Genomic DNA, 13,192 nt, shown 5'->3' on the forward strand with positions numbered 1-13,192 from the left:
TTTAGTTCAACTCAATTTTCAATCTATCTGGAAAGAAAATATCAAGTTGAGACATAGTTAAAGCCCAATTAGGGAGAGCCATAATCCACTTTTGCTCTACCTTTTTTATAGCACAATATATCTGTTTGTACAAGGCATTTGTATTAGTAAATGAACCCTTAATTTTAGTAAATTTCCTGATTTGTCTATGCAACCCCTCAATTGGATTGGTGGTGTAAATCAGCTTCCTAACTGGCCCAGAATACTTAAAATAACTGGATAAGTTTTCCCAATTGTTCTGCCAGGATTTTATAACTAGAGGATACTTCTCTCCCCATTTTTCTTCCGGCTCAAGCAGATAATTCTCAGCAATTTCTTTACTTGAAGCACGATATATTTTTTTCAGATCATTCATGAAAACTTTCACATCTTTACTGGATACATATTTCAGAGAATTTCTTATTTGGTGTACTATACATAGCTGCACTTCTGCACTGGGAAATACACTGTTGATGGCTGTAGGAAAGCTTTTTAGCCCATCTACACAGGCAATCAGAATATCTTCTACTCCTTTTTCTTTGAGGTCATTTAGCACTCCTAACCAGAAATTAGCTCCTTTACTTTCAGCCAAATAAAAACCTAGTACTTCTTTTCTGCCATTTTGATTTATGCCTAATATATTATACATGCATTTACTCACACAATGCCCATCCTCCTTGACCTTAAAAAACATGCCATCCATGAATACTATTGGATATACAGATTGCAGTGGACGGCTCCGCCATTCATTTATTACAGGCAGTAATTTGTTAGTAATACTTGATATCTCTGCTGCCGATATTTTATGGTCATAAATTTCTTCAACATGTGACGCTATATCTCTATAGCTCATACCACTGGCAAATGTGCTTAAATCTTCGTTTCAAGTTCTGGATGTAGGCTTGTTTGCCTTTTTTTGACTATTTGCGGCTCAAAACTTCCCTCCCTATCTCTTGGTGTTAGTAGCTCAAATGAGCCTCCACTCGTGCGTAAAGTTTTTGCATTTCTCCCATTTCTTCGGTTGTTTTCTTCACTTTTAGCTAACATGTGGCTTTCTATTTCACCTTCCAGACTTGCCTCTAGCAGCCTTTTTATAAATGGTGTTAATGCTCCATCTCTTCCTGTTAGCGGCTTACCTTCTCTGATAGATGATAAAATATTTGTTTCTAGTTCTTTATAGTCTACCAAACCTGTAGTTCTGTTTGCTTGACTCATGTCAAACCTCCATTTTTTATATCATCAATTTATTAGACTTCTTTCAAAATTGTTAGAGGGAGTATAAGATGAAGTATTTGAAAGCATGAAATATAAGGGAATAGAAAAGTTAGAAGGAGAAAAGTTTCGACGTTTAACAGGGGTAAAAAAAGCAACATTTGAGCGAATGGTAGAAATTCTAGAAGTGGAGGATAAAAGAAAAAAAAGCTAGAAGTGGAAGAAAAAGTAAACTTTGCATAGAAGACAGGCTACTTATGGCACTGGAATATATAAGAGAATATCGTACATATTTTCATATTGGGCAAAGCTATGGCATGAGTGAAAGTAACAGTTTTAAAATAATAAGATGGGTAGAAGACATATTAATAAAACATCCAGATTTTGCATTACCAGGAAAAAAAGAGCTATTAAAGAGTGATGTAGAATATGAAGTTTTAGTAATAGACGGAACTGAAACGCCAGTAGAGAGATCAAAAAAAAGCAAAAGCCCTTCTACTCTGGAAAGAAAAAAAGGCATACTATAAAAACACAAATAGTAACAGAGAAGAAGAGTAGAAAAGTCATATGCACATCTTTCTCGAATGGTAGAAAACAAGATTTTCGGATGTTTAGAGAATCAAAGGTAGCAGTATTGCCGCAAACTAAAATCTTAGCTGATGCCGGCTACAGGGGAATGCAGAAGATACACAAAAATGTTGTATTACCGCACAAGAAAACGAAAAAGAATCCGTTAAGCAAAGAACAAAAAAAAGAGAACAGGGCACTTATGAGCCAAAGGGCAATTGTTTGAAAACGTAATTGGCTTATTAAAAAGGTTTAAAATCATCTCGGACAGGTATAGAAACCGACGAAAACGTTTTGGTTTAAGGTTTAATTTGATTGCTGCAATTCACAATTTTGAGCTCCCTACATGAATTTTGAAAGAAGTCTAATCTTCTTCTAAGCTTAGCTTGAATGCCATTTTTTGCATTATATCTTGCACTGTTTTGATGTTACAATTTTTGCCTAAAGCTTTTAGTTCAGCATGGATTTTAGGAGCTACGTACCTGCATTGTGATGCTTGATATATTTTTTGAATATCTGCTAGAAGCTCCTCTCTTGCTAATTCTTTATTGCTTTTCTCCTGAGCAACCCATTTATAATAACCACAAGCAGATACATTTAAAAACCTACATAACTCCTGTATTTTATAGCTGCTTCTATGCTCTTTTATAAAAGAATATTTCACTCTTTTTGGCCAGCAAAATATCCCAGGGCTTTTTTTTAATGTCTCTTTCCCTAGTTATTCTTGCTAACTCTTTCTTTAAGTCAAACCTTTCTTTGTCATAAGGAGCTAACTTTCCTTTGCTTGGAAATGCATCTACTCCAGACATTTTTCATTATATTTTCTTACCTATCTGCTTAATAAATCTCCACTCATACCTAAATCTCTTGCTATTTTTGCTGATGATTGACCTGTTTCTCTTACTAGTTTTATTGCTTCCAATTTAAACTCTATTGTATATTCCCTTCTCTTTCCCATATTATACCTCTTTGAAAAAACGTTCATTTTACTTCAAAAACGTCTTAACTTCCTCTCTACTTTTTTGGGTAAGGTCATTCTGCAATAAAGTATCATAAAACTTTCCACCGCTTAGCATTAGCTTCCGCATTATCTTTTTTCAACTACCCTTATCTAATTTGTGAAAATGCGTGTCCAGTATTGTATATTCTGCAAAGCTCCACTTCCCATCATTACATGCATTTAGCCTTGCTTCAGCAGCTAGTACTTGGTCTATAACTTTGTTCGATTCATTGTTGATTCTGTTTGGCTTTTGTGTTTTAATGTTCAGAAATCGAGTTTTATTAGGGATTTTGTGGATTTTTCTCTCTATGTTGTAGTCAATCATCTTGATTTAACAGGGGTACGACAACTCGATCCTGAAAAATTGCAAGAGTTCTTAAAAAGTGAAGAAGCGAGTAGAACGGTACGTATTATTTCTTTAAGTCCGGGGCTAATCAATCATGGTGATGGTGATCTTGGTGCTATTTTCTCTACCCTTAATGTGGATTACCTTGAGTCGATTAACTTAGTAACAAAAGAAGGCGGAGAGAGGAGTGTCTCTGATTCGGACTTTGGTGAACTTCGTTCCTCCCTTAGACAATGGAAGAATATTTATTCTATCAACATAAGAGGTAACTCATGTATTACCGTGAATGCGTTAGTAAGACTACTTGCGTTTAAAGGTGCTTTAGGGCTGACTTCTCTTGATATAAGCGGTATCAATTTCTCAGGTGATAAGATTTGCGCTTCTCTCTGTTCTCTTAAAAGTCTTTCTAGTCTTTATTTAGTAGGCAGCCTAACTAAGCAAGGAAGTTTTAAGGCTTTAATTGATAGCGGTTGTATCAAGCAACTCACTTGTCTTGATTTAAGCAAAAACGGTATTAGTAATCAAGATCTAATGACTTTGATTAATAGCGATCATGTCAAAAAACTCACTCATCTTTACTTAAATGAGAACGACATTGATGATAAAGGTCTAAGACTTTTAGCCCAGAGCAACCACCTGACAAAACTTACTAATCTCGATTTAAGCAATAATGCTATTGAATTTTCAGATATAAATTCTTTATACAACAATAACCTCAAATCTCTTGTCTGTATTAATCTGAGCCATAACTCAAAAGGTGGAAGAGGTTCACTTGTCCCTACTCTACTCAGTGTTGATTACAGAAATATTACCTCTCTTAATTTAGCTTTTTCGTTTCTTATTACTGCTAATGTTATACAAGGTTTATTTCATCAAAATAAGTTAGAAAACCTTGATTTTCTTGATCTAAGTGGTAACAGCATTCAAGATAAAATTATGGAAGCTTTAGCTGATTCTATGATTGAGAAACTTAAGCATCTTCATTTAAATCAATGTTCAATTACTAATAAAGATTTAGCTATATTAGGTAATAGCAACTGGATTAAGAATGTGAGCCATCTCACATTAGCTGATAATCGACTTACTACATTAGCTTTGAATACATTTATTCAATGCCAAGGTTTTAAGGGTCTTACCTTTCTTGATTTGAGTAATATCAGACTTAATTCGACAGGAAATATTCTCACTCAAGGTAACATTGGAAACGTTACCTCCCTTGTTTTAGCAGATTCCGAAATTGATGATGCTCTTTTGAAAACTTTAGTTGATGTCCTTAACCTTAAAGGGCTTATTTTTATTGATTTAACAAATACTCGTGTTTCTTTTTTATGCATAAAAGATTTAATTAAATCCCATTTTAAAAGTCTTCTCTCATTAGGCTTATCCTTTGAGAATGATAAAACTGAAGCAATGCAGAGAGATGTTGATTCTTTAAGTGAAGTTGTCACTGAAAGGTTAACCGTTACCTTTACCAATTCTACTGCAAAAGAAAATGCCACTAAATTTAGGATTATAGTTCCTGGATCTAGAGGTAGATCACCCGATAATGATTCTAAAGCGCAACAGGAAAATGATCGCTCTTTTAATCCAGATAATCCTTCAAATGTGACAAATACTGATGAATCAGCCTTAACCGACCTTGGTCATCATTCGAAAAATGCTACTAATGTACCTCATATTGTCATCGATCAATGCCGAGATATATCTCCTAATGATGGTTTGAGAGCAGCTTCTCAAACGCCGCAAACAGGTCTCCATCTTCAAGTAAGAAATACAAGCCAATTGAAGAAACATTACTCTTCTCTAAACGCACCGGTAACTTTTATTAATAAAAGAACCACCGCAGAATATCAGTTTTTTACCAATGGTATCGATGACGATGTAAAGTTATCAGAGTGGATGCAATTATCTTGTAAAACTTTTCCCTCTGATGTTCCCCTTAAAGAAAATACAACAGCGTTTGGATTATTATCTTCTGTTCTCGATGTAAATTGTTTAAAGTTGTTCACTAATAAAAACCTTGGTTCTCTTGTGGAGATTATTTTATTTCAATGTCAAATAGGTGATGAAGGTGCAAAGTTTTTGGCCGAAAATCTCCCGCCTTCGCTTACTACAATTAGTATAAAATACAGCGACGTAACTTATATTGGCATATCATATTTATTTAAGAGTGGTCTCTCATATATTGATGCATCATACTGTAGTCAAACTTCTACTTTTGATACTTCTACTCAGCACAATCCTTTGCCTCCCTCATCTAAAAATGTAACTTTTCCTATTGGTTCGAAGTTTATTTTTAAAAATATGCTCATAACTGGGGGAGAGTTCAAGAAGTATTTCTTGTCTGGCAACATTAATTTTTATGGAGTTATTCAGCTTAATTTAGAAAAAAACTCCATCAACGCAGATGATCTTTCTGCTTTGTCTCAGAAAGATGTCAGTAATCTTTCGAAATTAGATTTAACTAGTAATAATCTTAATGATGACTGTGCAATAGCTTTAAAGAATTGTTCGTTTCCGGACTCTATGGAACTTAATTTGGGAGATAATAATATTGGTAATAGTGGTTTACAATCTTTGCTTGAAGCTGATTTTTTTGAAAAGCTTGCTGTACTTCGTATGAACAATAACAAATTTGATCATAAAGGTTGGAAAAATTCAAAAAGTCTTGCTTTTCGAAACCTTCAATACCTTAATTTATCCGGGAACTTAATTGGTTCTACGGGTGCAAAATTCATAGCTTCTCATGAATACCCGAGGCTTGAAAAGCTTTATTTAAGTAATGCTGTTCTTGGTGATGGAGGTGTGAAATATTTGACAGAAAATAGTTTTCCATTACTTACCTTAGCTGGTTTAAATTCTAATAATATTAGTAGTATAGGTGCAATAAGTTTAGCTAATAAAATGTGGCCAAGGCTTGTTAAATTGACTTTAGATGGTAACTCTATTGGTTATTCAGGTGTATCAGCTTTTGCTGGTAGAAGTTTGCAAAAGCTTGGAGCGTTTTCCATAGGTGTTGTACCTCATGTCCCTCCCGAATGTATAGGGAGTTTATTCAGATCTAGCTTCGAGATTCTTAGTATTAAAGTTGTTACTAAATATCCAGCTGATATGGAAACTTATGAAAATTCTAAGCCTCTGGATGATGGTAAAGAAATAACTTTTTCTTCAAATTCGAAGTTTGTGTGTGTAGACACGTGTATGCCTGGTGGAAGTTTTGCAAAATATTTCTTGTATGGTAAGATTGATTGTAGAGGAATTGTTCAACTTGACTTATCAGGAAATACTCTTTCCAAAGATGATATTTGTGCCTTTGCTACTGCAAACATGGAACAACTTGATATTCTCATATTACAAAATACTAATATTAATGATGAAAGTTTAGAAAAGTTAAGTAGTATTAGTTTTATGAGAATTAAAGAGATTAATTTATCTAATAATTCTATTAGTGGTGAGGGTGCATTGAAAGCTCTTCCTAATTGTTGTTGGAAAAGTACTGTAAAAGTTTACCTATTTAATAACAAAAATATTGATGAAGATCACAAAATTCAAATAAAGGATTCTTGCGCGGTTAATGTCTTTTTTGTTCTGGAATACGATGGATCTCATAATTCATCTCATAATTCATCTCGTAATTCATCTCGTAATTCATCTCGTAATTCATCTCGTAATTCATCTCGTAATTCATCTTGTGGTTCATTCTATGAATGGTCAAATGATTCAATTTTTAACCTACAGTTGACTAATTTACGTACAAGTTCACCTAATCTAGATTCTTTGCCAGCTGGATTAACTGAGAAGCATGTTTCTTTCGCTTATAATGATGATTCAACCTATCCTCCTACTCCTAAAGATGTTGCTTCAGTGGTTCTAGCAAATGCTGCTGGCAGTAGTAAAGAAGATGCAAGTACAGGTATTGATAATATACGAATAAATAACGATACTTCATCAAGTAACTCTATTCATTCCCCAGCTGAACATGCTCGTGCTGCTAATGAAAATTTGCTTTCAAGTATTAGTGATGTTGCTCAAAATCCAGTTTACAATGGTACTACTTTGTCAAAGAAAAGGGCTAGGAGTCCAAATGTATCACCACCTATGCTGAGAAAACTCCCCAGAGGTAACGTTCATAGTTTTATTTCCACTAATACAGAAAAAGAGATATTACAACTTGGTGGTTCTGGTAATTTTGGTGGTACGCAATCCATCTTAAAAGATCCTCAGGCTAGTAGTGTTTCTGACCGTAGCAAGGGTAAGGACGGTAGATAGAGGTAATACGTTGATGAAGGAAGTGTTAAAAAAAACGTACGTGCTAAATTAAGAGATTGTGAGCAAATTTAGGAGAGTTAAGGTGAATACCAAGTTTTTTTGTACTTACGTCAATATTTAAAAAGGCATACGGGCAAGTTGAATAAAGTAGAAAGGAGCTCTTAAGTAAGTAGCTATTAATTCAGCAGTATATAATGCTAACAAATTTAAATAGTGCAATCATTTCCAGCGCTCAGGACCAACTGTTGTGAGAAGAGTTTGTTTTGAGATGGCTTGTGCTACCACGTGATCCATACGAACTTTTTTATATGGTAATTTCACTGTACGCTAAAACCATCTATATTGGATCACTTTCGCTAAATCTACGTACGAACTGGTTTGCCTAATTTTGTTGTAACAATTTCAAGCTTTTATTTTTACAACCCTATTTTTACGCAACGCGTTCTCGTAAATATACGTACTATTTTTGTGTTTTTGGGGAAAGTAAATAATTAAATCCTTTACGACGCTAATTCGCAGTATGTTTCTAATGCTATTTTCACTGCTTCAAATATAATTGACATTATATTTAAAACATATTAGACTTAGTTATATAATAATAGAATTTATATATATGATATCTGTAGAAATTAATAATTTAAATCAAGGATGGCGTTGGCGTAAATAATTTTACATCAATTTTAGGCTTTGTTTGAATTGTAGTTTTTATAGGTATCACGATATTGTTTTCCGTCATTTTTAAGGCTTTCTATTATAAGAAGTATCTTTTAGCGTTTCTATCTGTCCTGTTTTTTACTGTTGCAGTTTATGCTAATCATAAAAATATTGGTATTATTGTACCTCTTGAACATGAAGCAATGACTCAGATTGTTAATGGAATTAAAGAATCATTGCAAGACCAGAGTGTTAAAATTACAGTTAAAAATGCTCATGGGGATCCTAATGTTTTACTCACAATAATTAAGCAAATGCAGCAGCAAGACATACTCATGCCTATTGGTTCTTCTACCTCTCTAATGACTATTTCTCATATAAAAAATAAACCTATCGTTTGTGTAGCTGCAGCAATAAATAACAAAAATCATCCCTTGGTGACCGGGGTTAATGATGAAATATCGATAATAAAGTTAGTTGATAAACTACCATCGTTGTATGATATAACATTATTATATAGTAGTAGTGAAAAAGTAGCACCTGCAGTAAAAGAATTAAAATTATATGCAGAAAAAAATAATATTGTTCTCCATAAAATGATGATAAATAACTTGACTGATCTCCCGCTAGCGGTAAAAAATAGCCCTAAAAATACGCAAGCTTTTCTAATCTTAAAGGATCATTTACTAGCAAGTGGCATAAATATCTTAAAACAAGAAGCGGATAATAGATCAATTCCTATAATTGCTTCAGATGAAGGGTCAGTAATTGACGGTGCAACTATAGCAATAGGGGTACGAGAAAAGGAAATTGGAGTTAATAGTGGATTAATTGCCAAAGATGTTTTAAACGGCATTCTCCCTAAAAATATTCCTTTTAAGCTTATGGATAGTTTAATGCTCTTTATTAATTCTAAATCATTTTCTAGACAAAAGATTCTAACTAAACTTGAAATATCTTCTTTACCATTTCAGCGTATAGAAATTGAGTAACAAATAATGGACATACTATTTATAGCGTTAGAACAGTCCTTTTTAATACTACCTCTTATTTTGGGGATGTATATAAGTTATGAAATTATGAAAATTACAGATTTAACTGTTGATGGTACTTATGTTTTAGGGGCCGGTATATTTGCCCGTACCATTGATTTTGGGCTATTTCCAGCATTAATATTTAGTATGCTTGCAGGTATGATAGTTGGAAGCATAGTTAGTTTTATGCAAAAAAATGACCGTATTGATAGTTTAATAGCCGGAATACTTGCAAGCTTTATGCTATATTCGGTTAATCTGCGAATACTTAGACGCCATAATATATCAATATTAGGAACGCCAACGATCTTATCATTATTTAATTTAGAAAATTGGTTGATTCCACTAACTATAATCAATTGTATTATCATTATATCACTAGTATTTTTACTAAATGGAAGGTTAGGATTATTACTTCGAGCATTTGGCTATAATAAAAATTTATTGGGTATTTTAGGGAAAAGACCGGAAGTTTATCGAACTATAGGTCTTGCATTAAGTAATGGATTCGCGGCTCTAACAGGTGCGCTTGCTGCTCAAGTAAATGGATTTGCGGATATTAATATGGGAATAGGACTTGCGCTTACTAGTGTTGGAGCTATTGTCATCGGATTACATATTTTTAGAGGTAATCCTCAGTATTTTCATATTTTTATGCAAGTAATTGCATGTTTTGTCGGAATATTTTTTTACTTTGTAAGCCTTAGCAGCATATTGCATATAGGAATTGATCCTGCAAATTTGAAGCTTGTTTTAGGGGTAATATTATTTATATCCTTGCAACGCAATAGGAATTATGGATAAAGAAAAAATATGGAATCTTATTTATATGCTAAAGAAATTGAGTTTAAAGTAACGAACCGTGATAAACCAATAATTTATGATACTACCCTTAATATTGACAAAGGTGAATTTGTAGTGTTACTTGGGGCCAATGGAAGCGGTAAATCTACCTTAGCTAAAATACTAGCCGGCTATCTTGCACCAACGAAAGGAGAAGTATTTTTAAATCAATTACCTATTGATAAAATCTTACCTATCCAAAAGGCTTTTATGGTTGTTACTTTAACCCAAAAAGCTGAAGATAGATTATTTACTGAATTAACTCTGGAAGAAAATATTCTTCTATGGGAAAGTAGGTTCCCAAAGAATGAGCGTTTTACAAGTAAAGAAGTAATTTCTAAAACCTATGCCCCTAAAAAATTTTTATCTCTTTTAAATCAACCGATAAATAATTTTTCTGGAGGAGAGAAACAAGCTATTTTATTAGCCCTTGCAATTAGTCATCCACCTCAAATTTTATTTCTGGATGAACATACAGCAAGTTTAGATCCGAAAGCTTCTAAAGAAATTATTGCGATAACAGCTAAAGTAATAGAAGAACATAACATCACTTCAGTAATGATAACTCATAATTTAGAGGATGCTGTAAATTATGGCAAAAGGATTATAGTATTGGATAATGGGCGAATAGTAATAGATAAAGTAAAATCTTTTAATTTTTACTTAAAAGAGTTAAAAGAAATTTTGAACTCTCTATAACAAAATTGATTTATTAGTAAGTATGGTTGTAGCTTTACTTTTGGAATATTCAAAAAAGCATACGCGTCAAGTTAAGGAAAAGTAGCTGATAAAAAGGGGCAAATGCTTTTAAGTAGAGTATCATCTCTTTGCATTTGATGGCGGTAAATAGGCACAATGTTGTTACTGGCAGGTGTAGCTAATTAAAAGTAGAAGCATCAATGTCAGTGAAGTTTAAAAAATACAAAAGTTAGAAAAATTATGCTTGCATTGGTTTTCTATCTACTATACATAATGTTTCTATAAGCTGGGGAAAGCGTATTAAGTGAAGGTATTTTAAAACTTGAGCGTGGTTATGGTAAGGCAGAAGTAAACAATCAAAAAAGCCAGAGAAGAGTAATAGTTTTAATGCGGTGGGCTAAGAATGGGGCTTTGTTATGGTGTTTGTCTATATAATATTTGGTGTACTTTTTATTGTTATCTTCTCTAATTTGTTAGACTCTTAATAAATGGAGTAGAATGTTAAAGGCTCCATAAGCTCAAATTAAGAAAAAATGACAGTGGGGCCAAGGTAAGTGATATTAGGTTAATAATTTAAGAGATTTTTTAGAGAAGTTATCTTGGCACTTATGGTTTTTGAGTATACGCTGGATTTAAAGAAGACTGAATATCTTCCACTTTCTCGAGCTGGGTATTGGGCTTTATAGCATTATACAGGGCAAAACCCATACAAACCAACCCAATAATCCTGCCAATTACCGCTATAACGTGTACTTTGGAATATTCAATCAGTAGGAAAACCTATTGGAGAAAATTGGGTGGAGAGAACTCATGTGCTATCAAATTTTAACGCCAATGAGACAAGGATAAAATTGGTTTTAAGTGGAACGGTTGTTTATCGGCCAAAGGTAAAAAACTTGCGGATTGTTATAACATAAGAAAAATGCCAAATGAGAAAACAAGGCGTGGATATCCTTTACCGCATCCAGAAAATATTGCTGTGCAGGATGTTGTTCGTATCCGTACCACAACTGAGAAAATAGATGAAGATATTACCGAAAGAGAAGATGAGCATAATCAACTTAAGAGTAATTTTGAGCGGTTTAATTTTGAGACTTTTTTAAATTTTTGGAAATGAAAGAAGCAATATACCAAAGGATAAAGGATTTAGCAGCAAACAGCACACCTGATCAATTGGCATATCTTGCAAAATCGCTGGAATTGATAGCAGATAAAAAAGCTATTTCCAACGTTGTGCAGATGACTGAAGTAAAAGGAATAATTGATGCACTACAAAAAAGACTTAAGGATTTAGCAGAAAACAGTACTCCAGATCAATTAGCATATCTTGCTAAAGCATTGGAATCAATAGTCGACAAAAGTGCAGTTTCTGAAATTGTACAGATGACCGATGGTAAGCTAAAAGAGCTTCTTGATAGTGCAAAAAAACACTTAACTGATCTGGATAATAAAAAAGCTAGTTCTTTAGCAGTGATCTCTGAATCAGAGAAGCAGTTATTAAAGAGAATTGATGAAAAAGGAACAACAAATTTATCGCTACTTGATACGAGAAAGAATGCCAATATTGCAGCAATAAATAGCATTAGTAACAGTCATAAAGATGGTCTTAAAGGTTTAGTAGAAGATTTTCGTGCTGTTAATAATGTACCACCTGGCTCATCAATTATTGGGGAAATAGAAACTCGTGATAACCAATTAAAAACATCCCTGATAAATGAGGTAAAAACTCGGGATGAACAGTTAAAAGTGTCTCTTATAAATGAAATAAGAAAGCGCAACATGGTTGAACCAAGGTCATTACCTTTCTTATTTGGTGTACTTGGCAGAAAAAATAATTATTTTGGCCACGGAACTTTTACGACAGAGCTTGGAAAGTGGAGTAGTGATATAACAAAAACTGACTATATGTTACAACTACTAGCAGGTAGCCATACGTACAATACAGATTACGTTAGTTTTTATCGGCCAAGACAACTAAGTTTTATAGAGGGAAGTAAAGGAACATTTATTTACGGAGAGTTATGCACAAAAAGTTTTTCGGGTAGTTATGATGAGATATACTATTACCCGTATGCTGCACTTGGAGTAGTATTTGTAAAAAATACAACCAATGTGAACATAAATAAGACAATGGAATTTGTTGGATCATCGTATTCGAGTACGGAGTATGGGGGAGCAGGATTATTTGTGGGAACTCCTGATAACACTAATTCTAATAAATCAAGTATTTCAAAAATAGTATGGAAAAATGTTTACCAATACACGAGTTCTGATAGCAAGTTAGCCGGATCTGGTAATGTGGAGATTCCAGCAGGAAAAACAGTTGCAATATTACTTTACACATCATCTTATCTGTATTCCAGAACACAAGTTAGTCAAGGTATACTTGCATCAAATTATGTACACAACTATGGTCAATTTATTCAGTGGGGGATTTATAACATACGTAGCAATGTTCTAACTACAGGGCTTGAGGTGGACGTAGAGAGAACGCTAAAAGCTTGGCAATGTCCAGGATTAGAACGAACTGATCAAATATGGCAATGAGGA

At 33.6% G+C, this 13,192-nt stretch carries 6 protein-coding genes and 4 pseudogenes; 7 read left to right on the forward strand and 3 right to left on the reverse strand.

Going from position 1 to position 13,192, the window contains the following annotated elements; genetic code table 11:
- Position 1 precedes the first annotated feature (1 nt).
- A pseudogene (locus tag ACEL90_RS05110) lies at positions 2 to 1,233 on the reverse strand (IS256 family transposase).
- Positions 1,234 to 1,318: 85 nt separating this feature from the next.
- On the opposite strand from ACEL90_RS05110, the pseudogene ACEL90_RS05115 reads away from it, so the two are divergent.
- Positions 1,319 to 2,147, forward strand: a pseudogene (locus tag ACEL90_RS05115) (IS5 family transposase).
- A gap of 18 nt (positions 2,148 to 2,165) precedes the next feature.
- On the opposite strand, the pseudogene ACEL90_RS05120 reads toward ACEL90_RS05115, so the two are convergent.
- Together ACEL90_RS05120 and ACEL90_RS05125 are read right to left on the reverse strand one after the other, a co-directional pair.
- A pseudogene (locus ACEL90_RS05120) lies at positions 2,166 to 2,755 on the reverse strand (transposase); the annotation flags it as partial.
- 43 nt (positions 2,756 to 2,798) lie between these two features.
- A pseudogene (locus ACEL90_RS05125) lies at positions 2,799 to 3,029 on the reverse strand (hypothetical protein); the annotation flags it as partial.
- A 60-nt stretch (positions 3,030 to 3,089) separates the two neighbouring features.
- On the opposite strand from ACEL90_RS05125, the gene ACEL90_RS05130 reads away from it, so the two are divergent.
- From ACEL90_RS05130 to ACEL90_RS05155, 6 genes are all read left to right on the forward strand, one after another.
- Positions 3,090 to 7,412, forward strand: coding sequence for a hypothetical protein (locus ACEL90_RS05130; protein ID WP_423348832.1), 4,323 nt, complete (start codon positions 3,090 to 3,092; stop codon positions 7,410 to 7,412).
- 719 nt (positions 7,413 to 8,131) lie between these two features.
- The gene (locus ACEL90_RS05135; RefSeq protein ID WP_208571533.1) at positions 8,132 to 9,058 is read left to right on the forward strand and encodes an ABC transporter substrate binding protein; all 927 of its coding nucleotides are present in this window, start codon (positions 8,132 to 8,134) and stop codon (positions 9,056 to 9,058) included.
- Positions 9,059 to 9,064: 6 nt separating this feature from the next.
- Positions 9,065 to 9,904 (forward strand): ABC transporter permease, encoded by an 840-nt coding sequence (locus ACEL90_RS05140; RefSeq protein ID WP_423348835.1) that lies wholly within the window; start codon positions 9,065 to 9,067, stop codon positions 9,902 to 9,904.
- 9 nt (positions 9,905 to 9,913) lie between these two features.
- The gene (locus ACEL90_RS05145; RefSeq protein WP_208571703.1) at positions 9,914 to 10,642 is read left to right on the forward strand and encodes an ATP-binding cassette domain-containing protein; all 729 of its coding nucleotides are present in this window, start codon (positions 9,914 to 9,916) and stop codon (positions 10,640 to 10,642) included.
- Between the two features lie 922 nt (positions 10,643 to 11,564).
- Positions 11,565 to 11,759, forward strand: a complete 195-nt coding sequence (locus ACEL90_RS05150) for a hypothetical protein (RefSeq protein ID WP_423348836.1) — start codon at positions 11,565 to 11,567, stop codon at positions 11,757 to 11,759.
- Positions 11,756 to 13,189 carry a hypothetical protein gene (locus tag ACEL90_RS05155; protein ID WP_423348837.1) on the forward strand — a complete coding sequence of 478 codons (1,434 nt, stop codon included), beginning with the start codon at positions 11,756 to 11,758 and terminating at the stop codon, positions 13,187 to 13,189. Before ACEL90_RS05150 ends, ACEL90_RS05155 begins: the two co-directional genes overlap by 4 nt.
- Positions 13,190 to 13,192: the final 3 nt, after the last annotated feature.

Origin of the sequence: Wolbachia sp. wLmal (genome assembly GCF_049435495.1) — a bacterium.
Taxonomy (GTDB): Bacteria; Pseudomonadota; Alphaproteobacteria; order Rickettsiales; family Anaplasmataceae; genus Wolbachia; species Wolbachia pipientis.

Bases quoted from the DNA above. Each gene is read 5' to 3' on its own strand.
- ACEL90_RS05140 (WP_423348835.1), top strand. From the start codon at position 9,065: ATGGACATACTATTTATAGCGTTAGAACAGTCCTTTTTAATACTACCT.
- ACEL90_RS05145 (WP_208571703.1), top strand. From the start codon at position 9,914: ATGGAATCTTATTTATATGCTAAAGAAATTGAGTTTAAAGTAACGAAC.
- ACEL90_RS05150 (WP_423348836.1), top strand. From the start codon at position 11,565: ATGCCAAATGAGAAAACAAGGCGTGGATATCCTTTACCGCATCCAGAA.
- ACEL90_RS05155 (WP_423348837.1), top strand. From the start codon at position 11,756: ATGAAAGAAGCAATATACCAAAGGATAAAGGATTTAGCAGCAAACAGC.